This is a genomic window from Tenacibaculum sp. IMCC1 (assembly GCF_054906355.1).
Window position 1 is genome coordinate 2201999 of record NZ_CM142818.1, and the last position, 23847, is coordinate 2225845.

16 protein-coding genes are annotated in these 23847 nt (G+C 32.9%); 8 read left to right on the forward strand and 8 right to left on the reverse strand.

Translation table 11 applies throughout. The annotated features are described in order from the left end of the window. Positions 1–102: 102 nt before the first annotated feature. Positions 103–3591, reverse strand: coding sequence for a M4 family metallopeptidase (locus ACXIHB_RS10325; RefSeq protein ID WP_462098196.1), 3489 nt, complete (start codon positions 3589–3591; stop codon positions 103–105). A gap of 67 nt (positions 3592–3658) precedes the next feature. Further along, positions 3659–6355, reverse strand: a complete 2697-nt coding sequence (locus ACXIHB_RS10330) for a GEVED domain-containing protein (RefSeq protein WP_462098197.1) — start codon at positions 6353–6355, stop codon at positions 3659–3661. Positions 6356–6660: 305 nt separating this feature from the next. On the opposite strand from ACXIHB_RS10330, the gene ACXIHB_RS10335 reads away from it, so the two are divergent. Genes ACXIHB_RS10335 through ACXIHB_RS10360 form a run of 6 tightly spaced genes read left to right on the forward strand, consistent with a single transcriptional unit; the run spans position 6661 to position 13469 of the window. Next, positions 6661–8322 carry an ABC transporter ATP-binding protein gene (locus tag ACXIHB_RS10335; RefSeq protein ID WP_159488671.1) on the forward strand — a complete coding sequence of 554 codons (1662 nt, stop codon included), beginning with the start codon at positions 6661–6663 and terminating at the stop codon, positions 8320–8322. Positions 8323–8379: 57 nt separating this feature from the next. Then, positions 8380–9396 (forward strand): sugar phosphate nucleotidyltransferase, encoded by a 1017-nt coding sequence (locus ACXIHB_RS10340; protein ID WP_047788030.1) that lies wholly within the window; start codon positions 8380–8382, stop codon positions 9394–9396. Further along, on the forward strand, positions 9374–10372 hold the full coding sequence (locus ACXIHB_RS10345) for a tetratricopeptide repeat protein (RefSeq protein ID WP_462098198.1): 999 nt from the start codon (positions 9374–9376) through the stop codon (positions 10370–10372). Before ACXIHB_RS10340 ends, ACXIHB_RS10345 begins: the two co-directional genes overlap by 23 nt. 20 nt (positions 10373–10392) lie before the next feature. Then, positions 10393–11160, forward strand: coding sequence for a lipoprotein insertase outer membrane protein LolB1 (locus tag ACXIHB_RS10350; protein ID WP_047788031.1), 768 nt, complete (start codon positions 10393–10395; stop codon positions 11158–11160). A gap of 2 nt (positions 11161–11162) precedes the next feature. Further along, positions 11163–12380 carry a murein hydrolase activator EnvC family protein gene (locus ACXIHB_RS10355; RefSeq protein WP_172644825.1) on the forward strand — a complete coding sequence of 406 codons (1218 nt, stop codon included), beginning with the start codon at positions 11163–11165 and terminating at the stop codon, positions 12378–12380. 54 nt (positions 12381–12434) lie between these two features. After that, on the forward strand, positions 12435–13469 hold the full coding sequence (locus tag ACXIHB_RS10360; protein WP_073182341.1) for an AI-2E family transporter: 1035 nt from the start codon (positions 12435–12437) through the stop codon (positions 13467–13469). Positions 13470–13475: 6 nt separating this feature from the next. Here ACXIHB_RS10360 and ACXIHB_RS10365 read toward each other — a convergent pair whose 3' ends face one another. After that, positions 13476–13988: an acyl-CoA thioesterase gene (locus tag ACXIHB_RS10365; RefSeq protein ID WP_047788033.1), complete on the reverse strand. Its 513-nt coding sequence runs from the start codon at positions 13986–13988 to the stop codon at positions 13476–13478. A 59-nt stretch (positions 13989–14047) separates the two neighbouring features. Beyond that, a complete protein-coding gene (locus ACXIHB_RS10370) occupies positions 14048–14938 on the reverse strand; it encodes an HU domain-containing protein (protein ID WP_462098199.1) in 891 nt (296 codons plus the stop codon). 95 nt (positions 14939–15033) lie between these two features. Here ACXIHB_RS10370 and dprA point away from each other — a divergent pair, with 95 nt between their 5' ends. Together dprA and ACXIHB_RS10380 are read left to right on the forward strand one after the other, a co-directional pair. Next, entirely contained in the window at positions 15034–16131 is a 1098-nt protein-coding gene (gene dprA, locus ACXIHB_RS10375; RefSeq protein WP_159488673.1) for a DNA-processing protein DprA, read from the forward strand. 12 nt (positions 16132–16143) lie between these two features. Beyond that, entirely contained in the window at positions 16144–17229 is a 1086-nt protein-coding gene (locus tag ACXIHB_RS10380) for a hypothetical protein (RefSeq protein WP_047788036.1), read from the forward strand. Here ACXIHB_RS10380 and ACXIHB_RS10385 read toward each other — a convergent pair. The 4 genes from ACXIHB_RS10385 to ACXIHB_RS10400 form a co-directional block, all read right to left on the reverse strand. Continuing rightward, a complete protein-coding gene (locus ACXIHB_RS10385) occupies positions 17226–18086 on the reverse strand; it encodes a DMT family transporter (RefSeq protein ID WP_173359033.1) in 861 nt (286 codons plus the stop codon). The genes ACXIHB_RS10380 and ACXIHB_RS10385 overlap by 4 nt on opposite strands. Positions 18087–18607: 521 nt before the next feature. Continuing rightward, positions 18608–21982, reverse strand: a complete 3375-nt coding sequence (gene mfd, locus ACXIHB_RS10390; protein WP_462098200.1) for a transcription-repair coupling factor — start codon at positions 21980–21982, stop codon at positions 18608–18610. An 85-nt stretch (positions 21983–22067) separates the two neighbouring features. Further along, positions 22068–23339: a DUF6161 domain-containing protein gene (locus ACXIHB_RS10395; RefSeq protein WP_462098201.1), complete on the reverse strand. Its 1272-nt coding sequence runs from the start codon at positions 23337–23339 to the stop codon at positions 22068–22070. A 72-nt stretch (positions 23340–23411) separates the two neighbouring features. Then, positions 23412–23750 (reverse strand): hypothetical protein, encoded by a 339-nt coding sequence (locus tag ACXIHB_RS10400; protein ID WP_462098202.1) that lies wholly within the window; start codon positions 23748–23750, stop codon positions 23412–23414. Positions 23751–23847: the final 97 nt, after the last annotated feature.

The window sequence follows — 23847 nt, forward strand, 5'->3', positions numbered from 1 at the left end:
AGCTAAGTCAAAGATTTTATTCTCAATGGTATTTACAATTTAAAACAAGCAAAAGCCTGAGTAAAAACTCAGACTTTTGTTTTTCTTTAATGTTTTTAAAACTTACTTTTTAAACAGTTTTGTTGTGAGTAGTTTTTGTCCGTCATTTATTTCTAAAATGTACATTCCAGTATTTAATTTTGAAACGTCTAGATTAGAAGATTTTAAACGACCTTCTTTTATTACTTTACCCACAGTATTTATAAGTTTATAATGTATTTTTTCTGCTTTTGAAGCTAGTTTTACTTGTACAAAATCTGCTGCTGGATTAGGATATGTTAGTAAGTCTAAACTTTCTTCATTTCCTATTGCTTCTCCATTAATATTTGCTGCAAAACCAGCTATTGTAGTTACTGAAGAGCCAGAAGAAATGTTAACAGTATAATCTTCTACCTCACCGTAAGTAAATGTTTCACATGCCGTTTGAGCACTATTGTACTTCATAGAAACTCTGAGTCTTGTAGTTCCTGAAACATTCGATGGTATTGTAAAGTCTTCATAAATATCTCCTGCACTTGATGAAGAACCACTTAACACAACTTCTGTATCTTCAAAAACACCATCTTTATCGTAGTCAATCCATGCTTTCCAGTACTCGGTATAAGAAGAGCTATTAAATCCAGCACTCACATATAGTCGATTAGCTCCTTGGGCTACATTCATAGTTAAGTTTGTATAATCTTTATAACCACCATCATTTCCTGTAGTGTTATCAACTCCTCCCATAGAAACTCTGTCAATCCATTCGTAAGAAGAATTGTTTCCTTGAGAAGTACAATATTCTACTACAGATACATCTTTGGTTGTAAAAGTGGCTGTATTACTTGCTGCTGAAACATTTCCTGCAGCATCTTTAGCTTTTACTGTAAAGTTATATGTAGTATTTGCAGTTAATCCAGTTAAGTTCATTGATGTACCACTACTAACAGTTCCTGCACTTGTAGCTCCATTAAATATCTCGTAACTAGTTACTCCGACATTATCTGTTGACGCTGTCCAACTTAATGTCGCTGTTGTTTCTTCAATATTAGATGCAGTTACTGAAGAAGGCGCTGTTGGTGCTTCTGTATCTGGTGTAGCATTTGTAATATTAACTGTATAATCTTCTACTTCACCATAAGAAAATGTTGCTTCACAAGCCGTTGGTGTAGCATTGTATTTTAATACAATTCTCATTCTAGTAGTTCCTTCGGTTGCTGAAGCTGGCACTGTAAATGATGTACTTACAGGAGTATCTTTTGATGCTGCTTTTGTCCAAACTGTTTCTCCAGCATCAGAAAAATCTCCATCTTGATTATAATCAATCCATACTCCATAACCTTCACTGTAAACAGTACCTGTCCATTTAGGAGTGATAGTTATTGTATTAGATTCACCAATAGATAAATCAGTTGAAATTGTAGTGAAATCAGAGTACCCACCACCACCATCAGAAGTGTTATCTATGCTTCCTAATTGGACTCTTTCAATATATTCATCAGCAACACTATTTCCTTTTGAAGAACAATAATTAAGTGGTGGTGTACCTGTTGTCGTTACATTTAATGTTGCTGGTGTTCCTGTTCCACCTGCTGTACATTTAGCAGCTACAGATACAGTATATTCTGTTCCGCTTAATAACCCTGTAGCATTAAATGTTGTTCCTGCTACATTTGTTGTATTTCCTCCAATGGTAACATCGTAAGAAGCTGCTCCTGAAACTGCCGTCCAAGTTACTGTAAATCCATTATCACCAATATTTGATGAATTTAAGTTTGTTGGTGCTGCTAAAGCACAAGTTTGTACAAATTCTTCTCCTACATTAACTGCATAAAAAGCATTTGTTGTAGAAATTACCTCTTGAGAGTTTGCTCCGTATAAATCAGTAGCTGCTTGAATTGCTGCTGTTCTTGCGTCAGCATATGTTGAATTAGCTGATAAGTAATTAGCTTCTGTGCGATATGCTATTTTTGCAGCTTTTGCCATACCAATTCCAGTAACATTGTATGTATCAGACGCATCATTTGTTCCAGAACCTCCAACAGTTAATAAATAAAACCATTTATTTAAAACTCCTGAGTTTGTATGAACTCCACAGTAGTCATTAAATCTTGTAGGTGTTCCACAGTTTGGGTTCTTCCAATAAGTTCCTCCGTAAGTATCTGGTTGCCCTTGTGATTTTGGATCGTTCATAGAACGTAAAGCAGCAGAACCACTACGCCTGTCTATTTCGTCTCCAATTAACCATACAGAAAGGTCTGGGTTTGAATCATTCCCATTCCCTTTAGCAAAATGTTCTACTGCTGCTCCCCAAATATCTGAAAAAGCTTCATTTAAAGCTCCTGATTCTCTTTGGTAAGCTAAGTTTGCTGTATGGGTACAAACTGCGTGGCCTATTTCATGAGCAGCTACATCAATAGAAGTTAACGCATCAAAGTTTCCATTTCCTTCTTGTCCGTTAGAAGAACCGTCTCCATAAGACATTACCGAACCATTCCAAAAGGCATTATCATAGTTAGTATCAACATGTACATAACTTCTAATTTGAGCTCCACTGTTGTCATAGCTATTTCTATTGTGTTTTTGTAAAAAGTACTCATATGTCATTATAGCTCCCCAATGAGCATCTAAGGCTGCATCATCTTTATTTGCACTATGTTCAGCTGTAGTCCAATTATTATCATTATCAGTAAACTGGTCATAATTTGTAACATAGGGATAAGTAGAACCTGGAGCTTGGTTTTTTGCATCTCTTGTATGGATTTTTCTTCCGGAGTCACTCAAAATGTAATTCCCTCCACTTAGTGATGTTTCTATTGTTCTAGTTCCGCTGTAACGAGTTTGTGCAGTACCTGATGCTAATGTGGTAGTAATAGCTTCTGCTACTTTTTTACTTTTTTTAGCATGCTTAGTAAACTCTCCAACATGACCAAATTTATCTGCATGTTTAATTATAGCGTTATAAAATAACGTTTCTCCTGTATGAGCATCTATGTATAAATACCCTCTGCTTAGCGGTTTTGTAGCAAAAATGTCGAATTTATAAGCTAGCCTTGCTTCTTTTTTCCCTATAACTTCTCTAGGAAGAATTAATAACTCTCCTTCAGGTTTTTTATAGTTATCCATTTCTTTAGCAGCATCAGGAAATTCCCATAAATACTTTTCTGCTCCTGTGTGTGATAAAGCTTTTCGAAATGCTTGATCTTTGGATAATTTTGGGCTTATATTAACCTTTCCAACATCGTAAAACTCACCATTCATGCTCATTAAAGCACCATTTTTTGCGTGGGCTGTATAAGTGGCAAATTCTACTTTTATTCCTTTAAATTTTTGTTGAAATTTCTCGTGTGTAAAACCTAAATCATCTCTATTTGATTGGATTTTTTGTAAGCCATCATTTTTAAATAGCTTTAATTTTTTTCTAATTAAATCTGGTGCCTTTTGTAAAGACAGTTTTGAAGATTTGTTGAACTTAAGGTGTTTTAACTCTCTATTTTCTTGGGCATTTATTGTATAAACTCCTGCGAATAGAAAAGCAGATAAAAACACAGTTCTTGCATAATTGTGTTTCATTTTTGAAGGGTTTAGTTAATTGATTTTAATTAAAAAGCCTGAGAAATAACTCAGGCTTTTGTAAGATTTATTTTTTAAATACCTTAGTAGTTAGTAGTTTTTGACCATCATTAACTTCTAAGATATACATACCTGTATTTAGTTTAGAAACGTCGATATTTGATGAATTTAAACGACCTGATTTCATTACTCTACCAATTGTATTTACAATTTTATAAGTCATATTATCAGCCCTAGAAGCTAATTTTACTTGTATAAAGTCTACTGCTGGATTAGGGTATGCCATGAAGTCTAAACTGTTTTCATTGCCCAATCTTTCTCCACTCACACTAGCTGAATGGTTTTGTCTTGTACTAGAAACAATATTTACAGTGTAGTCTTCAACTTCTCCATAAGTAAATGTTTCACACGCTGTTTGAGCAGAGTTATACTTCATAGAAACACGCATTCTTGTTGTTCCTAAAGCGGCTCCTGCAGGAACATCAACCGTAGATGTTAAGTTATTAGCACTTGATGAAGATCCTGTTACGACTTTTTCACTGTTCTCAAATGTTCCGTTTTGATTAAAATCAATCCAAACAGCCCAATGTTCTGTATATGAAGAGCTATTAAATCCTGCGCTAACAGTCATTTGGTTTGAACTTCCAACTGCCAATGTTGCTGTTTTAGAGGTAAAGTCTGCATACCCTCCATTATTTCCAGTTGCATTCGTCATTCCTCCTAACTCAACGTTATCAATCCACTCATACGAAGAATTATTTCCTTTTGAGTCACAGTATGAAACGGAGTTTGATAAAGTTGTTACGTTTATTGCACTACTAGAAGCAGAAACATTTCCTGCTGCATCTTTTGCTCTTACTGAGAAAGTATAGGCAGTAGCAGCTGATAATCCTGTTACATTCATTGTAGTTGCTGTTACAGATCCTATGTTTGTTGTTCCTTGATAAACATCATAACCTGTTACCCCAACGTTATCTGTTGAAGCAGACCAATTTAGTGTTAATGATGTTTGTGTTACACTAGAAGCTGCTAAGTTTGTTGGTACAGTTGGTGCTGTTGTATCTGCTGTTCCTGCTCCTATTACTACTGTATAATCTTCTACTTCACCGTAAGAAAATGAAGCTTCACATGCCGTTGGAGTTGCATTATATTTTAAAACTATACGCATTCTTGTTGCTCCATCTGTAGCTGTAGCTGGCACTGTAAAAGATGTACTAACTGGTGTGTCTTTTGATGGTGCCTTTGTCCAAACTGTTTCTCCGGCATCAGCAAAATCACCATCTTGGTTATAATCTATCCAAATACCATATCCTTCATTGTACACTGTTCCTGTCCAAATTGGTGTAATAGTAATTGTATGAGAAGTTCCTTTTGCTAAATTTGTTGAAATGGCTGTATGATCTGAATATCCATTTCCTCCTCCTGTGCTATTATCAATAGTTCCTAATTGTACTCTTCCAATATACTCATCAGAAACACTGTTTCCTTTTGAGGAGCAATAAGAAAGTGTAACTTCAGGAGTAGTAAAAGTTGAAGATGCACTATACGCTGAGTTTGATCCATCAGAACACTTACTACGCACCTGTACTTCATATTGAGTTAAAGCTGATAATCCGCTTAAAGATGTTGATGTTCCTGAAACTGCATTAGTTGTCCAAGATGATGTTCCTGTTTGGCGGTATCTTACATCATAAGTAGCTCCTGAAACTACTGTCCAAGAAACTGATGCTTCAGATGAAGTTACACCAGATACTGTTACTCCTGTTGGTACAGTTGCTGTACATGAAGTAGAACCTCCTGTTTTATCAGATAATGCTAAGCTCCTACGTACGCCACCAGATTCTAAAACAGCACGCATTCTGTTTTTTTGTCCAAGTGTATATAAATTCATACAAGAGTCATCTGAGTAATCCATATAATTTTCAACCATATCCTCTGAACCACAAGATGTGTGTCCTGTTGAGCATCCATAATTTGCAGCGTCAGACTCTGGAGTATCAGAAACAAAATCATCAACACCACAGCCTCCATCACCCCAAATATGTCTTAGGTTTAAAAAGTGACCTACTTCATGCGTAGTTGTTCTTCCTTTGTCAAAAGGAGCTGATAAGTAAAAACCTGATCCTTTATCTGAACTACCAAAATATTGTGGACTCATTACAACTCCATCGGTAGATGCACTACCTCCTGGAAACTGTGCATATCCTAAAATTCCACCACCAATATTACATACCCACATATTAAGATACTCAGAAGTATCCCATGGATCTACTCCTCCTTGTGAAGATTTTTTCATTGCATCATTAGTTCCCCATGAAGTTCTAGTAGAAGACTTTCTTGTTATTCCATTTGTTGGATTACCACTTGGATCAACTTGAGCTAAATAAAACTCTATCTCTGTATCAGCTGCTTGTGACCATTTGTTTGTTTTATCTGAATTAGTTCTTCTAAAGTCTTCATTTAAAACATCCATTTGTGATTGAATTTGTGCCACACTAATATTCTCTTGAGAATTATTATAAATTACATGGACAACTACAGGAATTTGAATTATATTTCCTACTATTTTTCCTTGTTGATTCTTCTTTTCAGCTAGTCTCCTCTGGGTAAAGGATTCTATTTCTTGCATTTTACTTTTTAAAGAAGGATTGAGGGATTGTCTGTACTCAAGGTTTTCCATTGAGTGGCAGTTTCTTTTTTCTTGGGCATACAAAGCACCAACAAAAAATAAGCACATAAGTGCTAGAGTAATTTTGTTTTTCATTTTGAAGGGTTTTTAATTGAGTTAATAAAATTTAAGAGCTTTTTTATTTCGACTCTTAATTATTTGTTAAAACATTGACAAATATATAAAAAAAGATAAAAAAATATAAATTTAAAATAGTTAATTAACTGTTTATATTCACTTTACAAAACAAAAACATTGTTTTACACCAATTAAACACTAGGTTTTATAGGATATAGAGAAAGTTTTTTATTATTACTCACTATCAAATAGTTATAGCAAAATCTTCTTTCAAGGAAAGAAAATGGAAATATTAATCGTATTTTTATTAAAATTTATAATTAATGCTTCAAGTTAAAGATTTAGAAATATCCTTTAAAAACTCTCTACCCATAGTTCAACAAGTTTCTTTTAGCCTTCAAAAAAACAAAATACTAGGAATTGTTGGTGAAAGCGGTAGTGGAAAATCAATAAGTTCTTTAGCTATTTTAGGATTACTTCCTAAAACTGCTTCCATAAGAGGGGAGATACTTTTTAACAAACAATCTTTGTTGGGTTTTAATGAGCAAGATTTTCAAAAAATACGTGGTAACCAAATAGCCATGATTTTTCAAGAACCTATGAGTTCTCTGAACCCTACATTAACTTGTGGTGTTCAAGTTGCTGAAATGCTACAACAGCATACACAATTATCTAATCAAGAAATTAAGGAGGAAGTTATTTCCTTATTCTCAAAGGTAAAACTTCCCAGACCTGAAACTATTTACGATTCGTATCCTCATCAAATAAGTGGCGGGCAAAAGCAACGTGTGATGATTGCTATGGCAATTGCCTGCAAGCCACAATTACTTATTGCTGATGAGCCTACAACAGCATTGGATGTAACCGTACAAAAAGAAATTATTTTACTTTTGAAAGAACTACAACAAGAGTTTGAAATGGGAATTATTTTTATTTCACACGATTTAGCATTGGTTTCTGAAATTGCAGATTCTGTTGTGGTAATGCATAAAGGAAAAATAGTAGAAAAGGGAAGTGCTAATCATGTTTTTTTACACCCAAAAGAAAGTTATACAAAAGCTTTAATCAACTCAAAACCAAATACAGAAAAACGATTAAAAACTTTACCTACAGTTAACGATTTTATTAATGAAACTATAAACTCTACAGTGTATACAAATGAGGAGCGCACTGCTTTTCATCAAACAATATATAATAAACCTCCGTTGTTAGAAATTATTGATTTGCATAAAGATTTTATCAGCAATGCTTCATGGTTTTCAAAACCAACTGTTGTAAAAGCCGTGAATGACGTTTCTTTTAAAATTTATAAAGGTGAAACTTTAGGACTGGTAGGAGAGAGTGGTTGTGGAAAAACCACTTTAAGTAGGACTATTTTACAACTAGAAAAAGCCACTTCGGGAAGTATTCTATATAACGGAAAAGATATTACTAAACTCTCGAGAAAAGACTTTAAAAAACTTCGAAAAGAAATTCAGATTATATTTCAAGATCCGTTTTCTTCATTGAATCCAAGAATTACTGTTGGTGATGCTATTTTAGAACCGATGAAAGTTCATAACATTTTAAATTCTAATAAAGAGCGAAAAGAATATGTCTGCAACCTATTAGAAAAAGTAGGTTTAGAAGCAACTCACTTTAATCGTTACCCACATGAATTTTCTGGCGGACAGCGCCAACGTATAGGAATTGCTCGTGCTATAGCTCTACAACCAAAACTAATTATTTGTGACGAATCGGTTTCTGCACTCGATGTATCAGTGCAAGCACAAGTATTAAACTTATTGAATCAATTAAAAACAGAATTTAATTTTACTTATATATTTATTTCTCATGATTTATCTGTGGTAAAATACATGGCAGATCAATTAGTTGTAATGAACAAGGGTAGAATTGAAGAAATAGCTGATGCTGACGAAATTTACCAACATCCAAAGACAAAATACACCCAAACTTTAATAGAAGCCATCCCAAAAGGGCTGTAACTTTTTTCACTGCGTTATTAATGGTATATTGCACCGTTAAAAACGAAAAGAAAGAATATGAAGATTATAGTACCAATGGCAGGAATTGGGTCTCGTTTAAGACCTCATACATTAACAACTCCTAAGCCATTAACAGTTATTGCTGGTAAATCAATTGTACAACGATTAGTGGAAGATATCACTTCTGTTGTAGATCAACCTATAGAGGAAATTGCTTTTATAATTGGACCTGCTTCTAAAGGGTTTCCTGCAGATACAAAAGATAAATTAATAAAAATAGCCGAAAACTTAGGAGCAAAAGGTTCTGTATACGTGCAAGAAGAAGCATTAGGAACTGCTCACGCTATTTATTGTGCTAAAGAATCATTAGGAGGTTCTTGTGTGGTGGCTTTTGCCGATACCTTATTTAAGGCTGATTTTACATTAGATGCTAACGCTGATGGGGCTATTTGGGTGAAGCAAGTAGAAGATCCTAGTGCTTTTGGTGTAGTAAAATTAAAAGACGGATTTATTACTGATTTTGTTGAAAAACCAAAAGAATTTGTCTCTGATTTAGCAATTATTGGTATTTATTATTTTAAAGATGCTGATAAATTATTAGAAGAGATAAAATATTTAATTGATAATGATATCAGACCTTCTGGTGAATATCAACTAACAGAAGCTCTAGAAGCTTTAAAAGTAAAAGGAGCCAAGTTTATTCCTGGAAAAGTAAATACTTGGATGGATTGCGGTAAGAAAGACCCTACAGTAGATACCAACAAACAAGTTTTAGGTTTTGAACAAGCAGACGGCAACAATTTAGTATCTGAAGACGTTGTATTAGAGAACGCTGAAATTATTCAACCTTGTTATGTTGGAAAAAATGTAGTGTTAAAAAACACTAAAATAGGTCCTTTTGTTTCAATTGGTGAAAACAGTGTTGTTGAAAACTCAACAATTACTAATTCTTTAATTCAAACAAACGTGCATATTTCAAATGCCAATTTAGATAATGCTATGGTTGGTAACCATGCAAAATACAATGCTAATTATACATCGGTAAGTATAGGTGATTATACAGAACTTACATAAAAACTCAATAGAAAAGAGAAGAGAGAAAAGAGAAAAAAAGTTTTTTTCTAAAGCAATACTGTCTTTTTTCTTTCTCTTCTTTTCATACTTTCTAAACGCTCAAGATAGCATTCCAGCATCAATTAACATTGCTGAAAAAAACAATATTGAATTTCAACAATATTTTTTTAAAGCGCTTTCAAACAAAGCTATTTTTAATTACCAAAAAGCTATACAAAATTTAGAAGAGTGTAACAGAATACTTCCAAATAATAAAGCTGTTTTATTTGAACTTTCTAAAAGCTATGAAAAATTAGGTAGAAATCCTGAAGCTCTATCTTACATTGATTTAGCTTTAGAAACAGAACCTAATAATGTTTGGATGCTTGAACACAAAGTGTTTATTTTAAGAAAGTTAGCTGATTTTGAGGACGCTATTATTACGCAACAAAAAATAGCTACAACAAACCCAAAGAAAAAACAGTTACTTGTTTTCTTACATCTCCAAAACAAAGATGTTACCTCTGCTAAAAAAGTATTAACAGAGTTAAAAGAAGCTAAATTATTAAATGCCAGACTTCGCTCTATTGAAAGAAAAATAAATGCTCGAAAAACAACCGAGGCACAACCAAAAAAAATCACTGAAAACCTTGATCCAAAATCACTTTTTGAGAAAGAAAAATCTTATACCAATTTAAAAACGTTACTAGATAAGTTGGCCGCAAACAATGATACTGACTTATTAAAATACAGTGAACAAGGTTTAGTTCTTTTTCCTGCGCAACCTTTTGTATATTTAATGAACGGAAAAGCGTTTAATAACAATAAAGATTATAAAAAAGCAATAGAAACCTTACAGAACGGCATTGATTTTGTTATTGACAATAATGAAATAGAAGCTAAATTTTACTTAGAAATATCTAAAGCTTACCAAGGATTGAATGATATTAAAAAAGCCAATTCTTATAAAAACAAAGCTGAAAAGATTTTAAAATAGGTTTCGTTAGTATAAAATTTATGAAATACACCACTTTATTACTTATATTATTTTTAGGTTTAACTTCATGTAAATCTACCAAAAACGTTACTGGTGATGTCGTTATTAAAGAATTATCGGCACGCAAAGTAGCTAAAAAACACATTGCCTCAAATTTTGACAAAAAAACGGTAGATGCTCGTTTAAAAGTTAATTACAAAAACAATAAAGAAAGTTTAGGCTTTTCAGTAAGAATGAAGATTAAAAAAGACGAAGTTATTTGGTTGAAAGGAACCAAAATCATCTCTATTTTTAAAGCTAAAATCACTCCTACCAAAGTGCAATTTTACTCTCCATATGAAAAAAGCTACTTTGATGGAGATTTTATGATGCTAAAAAAATTATTAGGAACCGATATTAATTTTAAACAGTTACAAAGCATGTTATTAGGTGAGGCGTTGATGGATGTAAAATCTGAACGTCAAGAAGTTCAAATTCAAGAAAAATCATATCAATTGTCTCCTAAAAAACAACCTACTTTATTCGACTTATTTTTTTATGTAAACCCTAAACACTTTAAACTAAACAAGCAATTAATAGTAAACTCGTTAAAAGACCAACGTTTAGACATTAGTTATCCAAAATATCATAAGAAAAACACTACCTTTTTTCCTGAAAAAATTAACATAAGAGCTAAAGAAAAAAATAAGTTTACTATTATTGATATTACAACTCGTTCAGTAGAATATAACACTAAGTTAAATGTAAGTTTTAATATCCCTAACGGTTATAAAGAAATTCAATTATAATTATGAAGTACCCTGTTTTTTACATCTCTTTTTTATGCCTATTTTTTGTAGGAATTTCTTCTTTTGCTCAAAGTAGGAAAGAGCTTGAAAATAGGCGAAAGAAACTTAAAAATGAAATAGAGCTAGTTAATAATCTTTTGTTCACAACAAAGAAAAAAAAGACTAGTGCTTTAGACGATTTAAAAGACTTAAATCAAAAAATAAGTGTTAGAGAGCGTTTAATTGAAACTATTGAGTTAGAGACAAAATTACTTTCTCAAGAAATCAATACAAACGAGCAGCAATTAAAAAAATATAATGACGAGCTAGAAAAATTAAAAAATGACTATCGAGATATGGTCGTTAAATCTTACAAAAGTAAATCGCAACAAAGTAAAACCATGTTTTTATTGTCTTCAGAAAGCTTTTATCAAGCTTATAAGAGATTAAAATACATGCAACAATATAAAGACTACAGAAAAAAACAAGGAGAAGAAATTATAGTTAAAGCGAAAGAAGTAGAACAACTAAACGACTCGTTAACTGCGCAAAAAAAATCAAAAGAAGCGTTACTTTCTGACGAGAAAAGTCAGAAAAAAGAAATTGAAGACGATAAGAAAAACCAAGAAAAACTCATCTCTAAAATTAAAAAAGAAGAGAAAAAATACAAAAGCGATTTACAGAAAAAACAACGAGAAGAAAAAAGAATTGCTGCCAGAATTGATAAGTTAATTAGAGATGCTATTGCTAAAGCAAACAAAGGCAAAAAAACTACAAAAGGTAAAACCAAAAGCTCTGGTTTTATTTTAAATGCCGAAGAAAAAGCTTTACTTGCTAACTTTGAGCAAAATAGAGGTAATTTACCTTGGCCTGTTAAAGGTGTTATTACACGAAAATATGGAGTTCAACCACACCCTACATTTCCTGGAATTACTATCAATAGCCACGGGTTATACATTGCAACCAAAGCAAATACCGATGTAAAGAGTATTTTTAACGGAAAAGTTTTAGTTATTCAATTACATCCTGATGGAAGAAAATCAGTTTTAGTACAACATGGTAACTATATTTCTGCATACAATAAGTTAAAAGAAGTTTATGTAAAAAAAGGTGATGCTGTTAAAACTGGCGACAAACTAGGAAAAGTATTCACTAACAAAGTAACAGGTAAAACACAACTTAGTTTTATGTTGTATAAAGACCGAAACCGATTGAACCCTGCACAATGGATTCGTTCTTAACACAATTAAAACAGTTATAAATTTTATTTTTAAATTGTAACCAAATTTAAACGTGTGAAAAACGCATCAAACTTTATTATTGTAACTGTAGCAATTATTGCAACATTAGTCATTGGCAAAGGGATTTTAATTCCTTTTATTTTTGCTATTATTTTTTGGTTTTTAACACGTGAAATCCGAAAAACAATATATAGAATACCTTTTGCAAAACGATTTATTCCATTTTGGTTAAGTAATGTTTTTGTATTTACATTAATTATACTTGGTTTTGGTTTTATTTCTGAAATTATAACAAATAGTATTTCAAACTTAACCACATCATATTCAAAATATGAACCAAATATTGATGCTATTATAAAGCGTTTTAATGCTTACTTTCATATAGATATTGTTACATCACTTAAATCTGTTATTGGAGATTTTGACTATGGCTCTGTTTTAGGTGATATCGCAAACGGAATCAGCAGCTTGCTCGGTGATACCTTTATGATAATAATTTATGCTTTATTTATCTTTTTAGAGGAAAGTAACTTTAAAAAAAAGTTACAAAAGGTTTTTTTAGATACCTCAGAGAATTCAAAAGGTTTTCAAGCAATTTTAAAAAAAGTAGAAACCTCTATTTCTAATTACTTACGATTAAAAACATATGTAAGCCTACTAACAGGTGTTTTAAGCTACTTTATTTTATTAATGGTTGGAGTAGATGGCGCTCCTTTTTGGGCTTTCTTAATCTTCCTTTTAAATTATATACCAACTATTGGTTCATTGGTAGCTACAGCTTTTCCTGCTATTTTTTGCCTAATACAATTTGGAGAGTTTGCTCCTTTTTTAATTGTTGCTATAGCAGTAGGAGCCGTTCAAGTTATTGTTGGTAATGTTGTAGAACCAAAAGTTTTTGGAAGGTCGCTAAACTTAAGCCCACTTGTAACAATACTTTCTTTAGCTGTTTGGGGAGAAATTTGGGGAATAACTGGTATGATATTATCGGTACCAATTACAGTAATTATGATTATTATTTTCTCTCAGTTTGAAAAAACAAAAAACATTGCCATCTTTCTATCAGAAAATGGCAATGTTGATGACATATAAACGATTTTAATCCATAAAAATAGATTTCAACTCCAAAGCCTCCTTAGGATCCATTTTACCTGCTAAAACTAAGCTTAATTGCTTTCTACGTAATGCAGCTTCATAACGTTGTTTCTCTAATTCGGTTTCTGGTTCAATTTGAGGAATTGGTACTGGTTTTCCTGTTTCATCAACAGCAACAAACGTATAAATTCCTTCATTTACCTTCGTTTTTTCACCCGATTGACGATCTTCAATCCAAACATCTACATAAATCTCCATTGATGATTTAAAAGCACGTGAAACCTTTGCTTCTAAAGTTACCACACTTCCTACAGGTACCGATTTGGTAAAGGCTACGTGATTTACAGAGGCTGTTACTACAATTCTTCTCGAATGACGGCGTGCAGCAATACTACAAGCTCTATCCATACGAGCTAATAACTCTCCTCCAAAAAGGTTATCTAAATAATTTGTTTCTCCTGGTAAAACTAAATCGGTAAGTACAGTTAACGATTCTCTTGGTGATTTTGCTCTCATCAATTAAATTTTGATGCAAAGATACAGCAACAAAAAAATCTACCTAAAATAAATGTAGTTTATTTAACCAATAACCAAGCGTCTTCGCTAACAGATTCTTTAATAATTTCTAGAGCTTTTCTAGCTTCTTCTTTAGTTGCATAGCTTGCAAAAGCTACTTGAGTTAAGCCTAATCTGTTCTTTCCAACAATAGAAGCATCATAGCCCTTATCTTCTAACTCTGTTAATTTGTTTTCAGCATTATGCTCTTCTTGAAAAGCTCCAGCTATGATATGAAAGTTTCTATCTTCTTTACTAACGTTTAAGTTAATTGTTGGTAACGGATTCTCTATTACAAAAGTTGCTGATTGAATTTTCTTCTCAACAGCTTCTTCTTGATTTGCTAATACTTGTTGTTGATTTTGAACACCATTCCAACCCACATAGGCAATTCCTACAAAAACAGCTGCAGCAGCAGTCCTTTTTAAATACAACGGAATTGTTTTTCTGTTTTCTTTAGTAGTAGGTAATGACTTAATTGTTACTTCTTTTACTCTTTCTACAGAAGGTGTTGAAACCTCAGCTAATCCAAAAGATTCTTTTAAAAAGTTACTTGATGGATTTGGTTCAAAAATAATTTGTTTTGCCTCATTTAATGACAAGCTTCCTACAGAAGCAACAGTAACAGTTGCTGTTGCTAACTTTTCTTTCCATTGTGCAACTTCCTCTGCAATAAAAGCAGTAGCTTCTTCAAAAGAAATATTTTTACTCGAAGCTATATAATTTGCCAATAAACCGTCATTATGCTGTAAATATCCATTAAACGTGAGTTGTTTTTTTGGCGGATAAAAAGTGTGAGTAGTTGTATTTACTCTAGCACCAATTTTATTGGTTACAAATCCTCCAAAATTAGGAACAATTACGCAATCGTATCTATATAATAAATCGTTAATGTAGTTGGCTAATGTCATAATAACAAATATAGTTTTTTAGTGAATTACTTTCAAGTAATCTTGTAATTTTTATCAACAGTTTTTTGTATATTGATACTCAAATTATTGCTATCATGAATACAAAAAAATTACTTGCTATTTTACGTTTACAAGCAACTAAAAACATAGGTGATATTTTGGCAAAAAGGCTAATTACCTCTGTAGGAAGTGTTGAACAAGTATTTTTAGAGAAGAAAAATGTACTCCATAAAATTAACGGAATAGGAACTCATGTAACTCAATATCTTTTTGATGAAAGTAACCTGAAAAGAGCAGAGGAGGAGCTGTATTATATTCAACAAAACAACACTACTTTTTCTTATTTTTTAGATGACAATTATCCGCAACAGCTAAAACATTGTATTGATGCTCCAATCTTACTTTTTAAAGACGGCAACCTCAACTTAAACAATGATAAAATTATTTCGATTGTAGGAACTCGGAAAATGAGTTCGTACGGACGCGATTTCTGCAATCAACTTATTAAAGACTTAAAAGAATACAATCCTATAATTGTAAGTGGTTTTGCTTATGGAGTAGATATTTGCGCACACAAAGCTGCAATAAAAAACAACCTGCAAACTATTGCTGTCTTAGCACACGGATTGGATGAAGTATACCCAAAAACACATAAAAAATATATTCATCAAGTAAATGAGAATGGTGGTTTTATTACCGAGTTTTGGCACGATGAGCAACCTATGAGAGAAAACTTTTTAAAACGAAATCGTATTGTAGCTGGGCTATCTAAAGCAACCATTATTATTGAATCTGCTAAAAAAGGAGGGTCGTTAGTTACTGCTGATATTGCCAATTCGTACAATCGTGATGTGTTTGCGCTACCGGGTAGAGCAACCGATATATATAGCAAAGGTTGTAACAACCTCATTAAAAACAATCAAGCACATTTATTAACCTCTGCTGAAGATATTGTAAAAATGCTTAATTGGGATCTGCCGAGAGCCTCGGCACCTATTCAAAACAAGCTTTTTGTTGATTTGAATGAAACCGAACAAAAAATACACAATTACTTACAACAAAATGGTAAACAGTTGTTAGATGTTATTGCGTTAGATTGTAATCTTCCTACTTATCAACTATCCTCTATTTTGGTTCAAATGGAATTAAAAGGGGTTATAAAACCTTTACCCGGAAAAATGTTTGAAGTTTAGTACCTTTGAAGCATGTCAGAATATAAACTCATATCACAAAAAAAACCAGCTTTTCCTGTTACCAAAAAACTAGGAAACTACTTAAAAAGACATAACAGAACTATAAAAATTCCTATTTTTTATGATGATTTGTTGCGTTTTCAAGGTTCGGTTGCTGTGTATGATAAACACGATAATGATACCTTATGGATACGTGTTTTTTATAATGAGTTTGAGCGGGCTGAAATTGATTTATACCTAAAAAAAGTATATAATATCTTACACTCTAACGGTTCTGACGCCAGTATTAAGCATTTAAATGTTGATGCTATCGATTTTTGTACGTTTGGTAACTCTAAACCTTTTCGTATAAAAATTCGAAATATTTTAAATGATAACTACACCTATTTTTACGTAAAGAAAACCGATGCTTCTCGTATTTACGGACTAGAGTTAGAGGATATTTTATCTCCTTACAATCTAAACTTTTTGGTATATGAAGACACGTTGATAGAAGAGCATATATCAGGAATTCCTGGTGATGTTTTCATCAATGATTATTTAGATGATTGTTTAGACATTGAAAAAGCACAACTAGCTAAAGAGTTTGTTAAATTTAACGAGCGTTGTATGATTCGTTTGTTGGGCGATATGCGTTCGTATAACTACGTAGTAGTACCTACACACGATTTTGAAAATGTTGTGTATAAAATTCGTCCGATAGATTTTGACCAGCAATGTTACGAAGGTAAATTTAAAGTGTATTATCCACAGTTTTTTAAAGAAAATTTAAAGCTCGTTCAACTGGTAGGAGATAAGCTTACTTCAGAATCTATTGAGCAATATCAAATAGAAGAGCGATCAATTGTTGCTAAAAGAATTTTAGGTTCTCGTTCTCGATTGAATCGTTTGCTTTCCGCTATGAAATCAGATAATATTTCTATACCAAAAAATATCGAACAATTAAAATCAGAAATTTTTGAATTTACAGGAGATATTAATTTTAGAGATAGTGATGGTATGGGTGAAGTTTTAGACAGTGCACTAACTTTTGTTCGTAGAAATTACGAAGATGTGAGTATGAAAACCATTATTCAACAACAGCAAAGATTACACTAGCCTTTTCTACTTCGAATACTTTCAATAATCACTGTTGCTAAAATTAAGCTTCCACCAATAAACGTGTTCCACGTAGGAATTTCGTTTAAGAAAATAAACGCTAACAAAATTCCGAAAACAGGTTGAATGCTACTAATTATACTTGCGGTTGATGCCGAAAAAAACTGTAGTGAATGTACCATTAAACTATGTCCGATAGCCGTAGTTAACAAGGCTAATAATAGTAAATAGGGGAGTTGCTCTTGAAATCCGGAAACATCCATAAAAAATAAAACGGGAACTAAGGTTACGGTAATTATTACCACTTGATAAAACATCAACATTACTCCATTGTATTGTTGTACATATTGCTTTAAAATTAAAATTCTGATGGAATAACATAATGCAGAAAGCAAGCCAAATAACACCCCTTGCACCTGTGTGTTTTTAATATCAAAATCAGGGGCTAGAATGTATAAACCTAGCAACACCATCAACCCTAAAACAATATGAATCGGGTTGAATTTTATTTTTAAAAACAGGGGTTCTAAAAAGGCAATCATGACCGGAAAGGTGTACAATGACAACATTCCAATAGCTACATTGGACAGTTTTAACGCATAGAAATAAGTAATCCAATGTGCACCCATAAAAATTCCCCCCATTAAAGAAGGAAACAAATGTTTTTTTGATTGTATGGTTAAATCAATCTTTTTGAATCGGCAAAAGACATACAAAATCACCATAGCAATCACCGAACGAAACCACACAATAACTTCTGAAGGCATTGCAATATACTTACCTAACACACCCGATGTACTGATGAATAAGGTAGCTAATAATAGCCCTGAAAGGTTTTTTATATGGTTAGTTTGCATGAGGGTAAATGTATGTCATTTCAACCAGAGGAAGAAATCTTAAGAAGATGAGTTACTCAATTGAATGAGATTTCTCGCTACCGCTCAAAATGACGTTTTGTTTGTTCTCGTCATTGCGAATGGACACTGAGCGGAATCGAAGTGGAAATGAAGCAATCTTTTGGTTGTTAGTTACCTACAAACAGATTACTTCAGTCGTAACTCCTTCGTAATGACGGTTTGCTTTTTTTGTCATTGCGAGCGGAGCGCGGTAACCTTTTGATTATGAGTTTACATTGTCACATCGAGTGAATTTCTTTTTCAATAGAGGAAAGAAATTTATATCGAGATGCATATAAACTAGTTCTCGATACAATTTTCACTCTTTCCAATCGTGAAAACCACTCGAACTGACAACTTCTTTGTACCGTCATTGCGAATCTTTCGACTGTCGCTCAAGACAGACTAAAGTGAAGCAATCTCTAAGTCGTGAGTTCTTAATAAACAGATTACTTCGCTCGTTCCTCGCTCGCAATGACGTTTTATACTTTCTGTAAGGTTTCTAACGCCTTGTGTACACTATCAATTTTAATAAATGTGATGAGTAAGCGCAATCCGTTTTTGGTTTTCTTTTCTTTCATTACACAACTCTTCGGGTTTTGCTGTACATACCTCAACATTTTGGTAAATGCTTCGGTTTGATAAAAAGCACTTTGCTGATCGGATACAAAATAACCTAACATGCGTTTTTGCTTTAAAATTACCTTTTCTAAACCTAATTCTTTCGCCAACCATTTAATACGAACACTGTCTAATAAATCGGCTACTTGAGTTGGATATTCTCCAAAACGGTCGATAATTTCAGTCTCAAAGGTTTGTAATTCCTCTTCCGTAGTTAAAGTTCCTAATTTGTTGTATAAACTCAAACGTTCGGTAACTGAATTCACATAATCATCTGGGAATAGAATTTCAAAATCGGTATCAATTTGTACCTCTTTTACATACTCTTTTGGCGCATTTTCATCCGTAGGATATAAGTCTTTGAATTCATTTTCCTTGAGTTCTTCAATGGCTTCATGTAAGATTTTCTGATAGGTATCAAAACCAATATCGTTGATAAATCCGCTTTGCTCTCCACCTAATAAATCTCCAGCACCACGAATCTCTAAGTCCTTCATGGCAATGTTCAATCCGCTTCCTAAATCAGAAAACAACTCTAATGCCTGAATTCGTTTACGTGCATCATCGGTCATATGATGATACGGTGGCGTGATAAAATAACAGAAGGCTTTTTTGTTCGAACGTCCTACACGACCACGCATTTGGTGTAAATCAGACAGTCCAAAATTGTTGGCGTTGTTGATGAAAATCGTATTCGCATTCGGTACATCCAATCCACTTTCAATAATGGTGGTAGACACCAACACATCAAACTCATTGTTCATAAAACCAAGCATGAGTTCTTCTAACTTTTTTCCTTCCATTTGTCCGTGTCCAATGCCAATTTTTGCACTTGGCACCAAACGTTGTAACAATCCTGCTACTTCTTTGATGTTTTCTATACGGTTATGAATAAAAAATACCTGTCCACCACGAGAAATCTCATACGAAATCGCATCGCGAATAGTTTCTTCACTAAAGCGAATCACGTTGGTTTCTATGGGGTGACGGTTGGGTGGTGGTGTTTTAATTACCGATAAATCACGCGCCGCCATCAAACTAAACTGTAAAGTACGCGGGATCGGCGTTGCTGTTAAGGTCAACGTATCTACATTTTCTTTAATGGTTTTTAGTTTGTCTTTAGCTGCTACCCCAAACTTTTGTTCCTCATCAATAACTAACAATCCTAAATCTTTAAACTGGACTGCTTTATTGGTTAACTGGTGCGTTCCAATCACAATATCTACACTTCCATCAGCAACCCCTTCTAACACGCCTTTACGCTGTTTTGTGGTTCTAAAACGGTTTAGGTAGTCAATCGTAACCGGAAAGTCTTTTAATCGCTTAGAAAAGGTTTTAAAGTGCTGAAATGCTAAAACTGTAGTTGGTACAAGCACCGCAACCTGTTTTCCGTTATCTACCGCTTTAAAAGCCGCTCTAATGGCAATTTCTGTTTTTCCAAAACCAACATCACCACACACCAAACGATCCATCGGTTGTTCTTTTTCCATATCAGCTTTTACTTCTTGGGTAGAAGAGAACTGATCGGGTGTGTCTTCGTATAAGAAACTCGCTTCCAACTCGTGTTGCATATGCGTGTCGGGTCCGAAAGCAAATCCTTTTTGTAGTTTTCGTTTTGCGTATAACTGAATTAAGTTGAACGCAATATGTTTTACACGGGCTTTGGTTTTTTGCTTGACTTTTTTCCAAGCATTCGACCCTAGTTTATATACTTTAGGCGGTTTTCCGTCTTTTCCGTTGAATTTGGAAATTTTGTGTAGCGAGTGAATACTTACGTATAAAATATCACGATCGCCATAAATTAACTTAATGGCTTCCTGTTTTTTGCCTTCTACATCTATTTTTTGGAGTCCGCCAAACTTTCCAATTCCGTGGTCGATATGAGTTACATAATCACCTACATCTAATTTGGTAAGTTCTTGTAGGGTGATAGATTGCTTTTTCGCGTATCCGTTTTTGAGTCGGAATTTGTAATAACGTTCAAAGATTTGATGATCGGTATAACAAACAATTTTACTATCAATGTCTACAAATCCTTGATACAACGGAAACACAATGGTTTCATAAGAAACTTCTTCTTCGTGGTCATCAAAAATATCGTGGAAACGTTGTGCTTGCTGTTCGTTAGAACATAAAATATAATTGGTAAATCCTTTGGCCGAAAATTCGTTGAAATTCTGAATTAAAAGGTCGAATTTTTTGTTGAAAGACGGTTGTGGGTGGGTATCGAAGTTGATGCTTACGTTAGTGAGATTTAGCTCCGCTGAACCTTGCGGTTTCTCACTTCGTTCAGAATGACGGTTTTTACCAATGTCAACCGTTGTAAAATCTTGTAGTTGATTTCGAATGAGCTCACCGTTGCAAAACAATTCTTCGGGTTTTGCGTGTTTGATTTCGGTAGATAATTCGTTAAACGATAGTTCTGCTTTTCGATAGAATTTATCCAGTGAATCACTTAGTAAATCTACATTCTTAACGAAAACAGCGGTTTTAGCCGATATGTATTTTAAAAAGCTTTCTCGTGATTCCTGCAATGTTTTGTTTTCTACATTGGGCATAATACTCACTTTCTTCAGTTTTTCTTTAGAAAGTTGCGTTTCTACATCAAAGGTTCGGATGCTGTCTACTTCATCGCCAAAAAACTCAATACGATAGGGTTCGTCGTGAGAAAACGAAAACACGTCGATAATTCCACCACGTACTGAAAACTCTCCTGGTTCGGTTACGAAATCGACCCGTTTAAAATGATATTCAAACAGTACTTCGTTGACAAAATCGAGCGATACTTGCTCGCCCACCACCACTTTAAGCGTGTTTTTTTCCAGCTCTTTTTTGGTCACCACTTTTTCGAACAGGGCAGTAGGATAGGTAACAATAATCGCAGGTTTTTTTCGAGAATTGATACGGTTTAACACCTCTGAACGCAGAAGCACATTGGCATTGTCGGTTTCTTCTATCTGATACGGTCTGCGATACGAACCCGGATAAAACAACACGTTTTTATCGCCCAATAACTGCTCTAAATCGTTTAGATAATAAGCAGCTTCTTCCTTATCGTTAAAAATTAACAAGTAGGGTTTATCGGCTTGTTTAAAAGTTTCGGAAATGATAAAAGACAACGAAGAACCGACCAAATTCGTTAGTTGAAAATGGTGTGGATCTTGTTGAAGCTGATGAACAATCTGTTTTACATTCTCAGATTGTTGATAGTGATTTACAATTGCTTGCTTGCTCAACGTACAAAAATTTTACGCAAATGTACGAGGATTATTTTTTGTTTTTACTCTAAAAAAACTGTACTTGGAAATTTTACTATTAAATCTAGTTACTTTTTGAAATTACTTTCTCTAGCAGGCTTGTTGATGGCATTGTTGGAGATGAATCATCCTTTAAAAGACCTGTTTCTGATCTACTAAACAAAGATTGTAAAATTATTATTCTCTCATTTTCAGAAATAGCATTTTCATTTAATAATGATAAATATACATAAACTAATTGTTTTCTTTCTTCTGCATCTCTTGCTAAGTGATATGAACTAAAAGTAAGCTTTGAAAAAATTTTGATTCCAAAAGCTAAAAGTGAGATTATTGAAATAAAGACAATTGACCACTTTATGCCGCTTCCTACATTAGAAAATAATTCAATAATGGTATTATCTGATATTTTAAATATTATTATTAATAATATTGTTAATGCTAATATTATTGAAAGACTTAAACTTTTAATCCATAAACTTGCCTCCTTTTTTAATTTTTGTGCTCTTTCATCCCAATACTCAGCAGGTTTGGATAACATTAACTTGTTAGAATATAAACTTTCTAACTCTCCAATCTTATCGAGGTTTTTTAATTGTTGATTTTTAAAATTATCTATACTTTTGTTAAAACGCTCATCTTCTTTTATTTGGGATTTTTCAAACCATTTTAAAATTTCTTTTTTTTGGTTTTCAAATTGATTCTCTTGATTTTCAATCTTCTCAAAAAATGATTTTTCTGCATTTATAAATAATTGTCTAAAATCATTTCTCAAACGACTCAAGTTACTACGTTCATTTCTTACTCTACTTGTTTTTTTATCAGGATCCTGATCTTCAAATTCATATGCTTTTTGAATTCCTTTATAATAAAGTTTATTTTTTATTTTATTATTATTAATGTTATCATAAATATAGTCATAAGCACCATTAAAACACTCACTACCTAATATATTAACATTAATTAAGAAAGAAGTTATTGGTGAGTCATAAGTAAATATATTTGACATGCTAAATTGAGAATATCTTCCAGAGGTTAAAAAAGGATTTTCTATGAGGTTATACCAGCTGCTTTCTGCATTTTCTTTACCAAGTAGCGTTTCAATATTATCTAAGAATTTGTTAAAATAGTCTATACTTACAGTTAAGTTCGTTGGTATTTCCGTTTCAATTTTATTCCACCCATTTCTTTGCTTTCTCACATATATAAACAACTCAAATAATCCAATTAATTTAGTAGAAATATTTACTTTTTGTAAATTAATATTAACCTCTATTCTTTTTAGAAAATCACTAGATTCATTTTTTTCTATAAGATTATTTACTTGTTTGTTTGTCATTTGATTTTTATTCTTAGCTTTTCTGTTCCTATAAACACTCTTTTTCTATAAAATTAAAATTTTAAAAATATATTAACTCCATGGAAAATTCACATTGATAGGTATTCTATCAGGGAATCGTTCACCTATTTTAGGGGTTAAAATATCAGACAAATATTTTTCAACTCCTTGCATTTGATTCCCATTAATCTTTGCCCAAGTAACCTTCAAATTTGAATAAGCAATTATTTCTGAATTGTTACGATGGTCTGCTATCCTATCTTTTATACTTCCACTTCCTAGCCTTACAACAGTTTCTCCAGACCAAATAATATATACACCTTTCAAATCATTAAAGTGTTCATGATTCAAGTTCACTGTTGAGAAATTACACCAGTTATTATTTTCACATTTAATCCAATCTACCTCCATATTTATATTTTTTATCACTTAAACTTTGCAGTTTAAAACTAAACGTATACAACCACAATACTTTACGGAAAACCATAAAGAAGTGCTTGTTTTTACT

Bases quoted from the DNA above. Each gene is read 5' to 3' on its own strand.
- ACXIHB_RS10325 (WP_462098196.1), bottom strand. From the start codon at position 3,591: ATGAAACACAATTATGCAAGAACTGTGTTTTTATCTGCTTTTCTATTC.
- ACXIHB_RS10330 (WP_462098197.1), bottom strand. From the start codon at position 6,355: ATGAAAAACAAAATTACTCTAGCACTTATGTGCTTATTTTTTGTTGGT.
- ACXIHB_RS10335 (WP_159488671.1), top strand. From the start codon at position 6,661: ATGCTTCAAGTTAAAGATTTAGAAATATCCTTTAAAAACTCTCTACCC.
- ACXIHB_RS10340 (WP_047788030.1), top strand. From the start codon at position 8,380: ATGAAGATTATAGTACCAATGGCAGGAATTGGGTCTCGTTTAAGACCT.
- ACXIHB_RS10350 (WP_047788031.1), top strand. From the start codon at position 10,393: ATGAAATACACCACTTTATTACTTATATTATTTTTAGGTTTAACTTCA.
- ACXIHB_RS10355 (WP_172644825.1), top strand. From the start codon at position 11,163: ATGAAGTACCCTGTTTTTTACATCTCTTTTTTATGCCTATTTTTTGTA.
- ACXIHB_RS10365 (WP_047788033.1), bottom strand. From the start codon at position 13,988: ATGAGAGCAAAATCACCAAGAGAATCGTTAACTGTACTTACCGATTTA.
- ACXIHB_RS10370 (WP_462098199.1), bottom strand. From the start codon at position 14,938: ATGACATTAGCCAACTACATTAACGATTTATTATATAGATACGATTGC.
- dprA (WP_159488673.1), top strand. From the start codon at position 15,034: ATGAATACAAAAAAATTACTTGCTATTTTACGTTTACAAGCAACTAAA.
- ACXIHB_RS10380 (WP_047788036.1), top strand. From the start codon at position 16,144: ATGTCAGAATATAAACTCATATCACAAAAAAAACCAGCTTTTCCTGTT.
- ACXIHB_RS10385 (WP_173359033.1), bottom strand. From the start codon at position 18,086: ATGCAAACTAACCATATAAAAAACCTTTCAGGGCTATTATTAGCTACC.
- ACXIHB_RS10395 (WP_462098201.1), bottom strand. From the start codon at position 23,339: ATGACAAACAAACAAGTAAATAATCTTATAGAAAAAAATGAATCTAGT.
- ACXIHB_RS10400 (WP_462098202.1), bottom strand. From the start codon at position 23,750: ATGGAGGTAGATTGGATTAAATGTGAAAATAATAACTGGTGTAATTTC.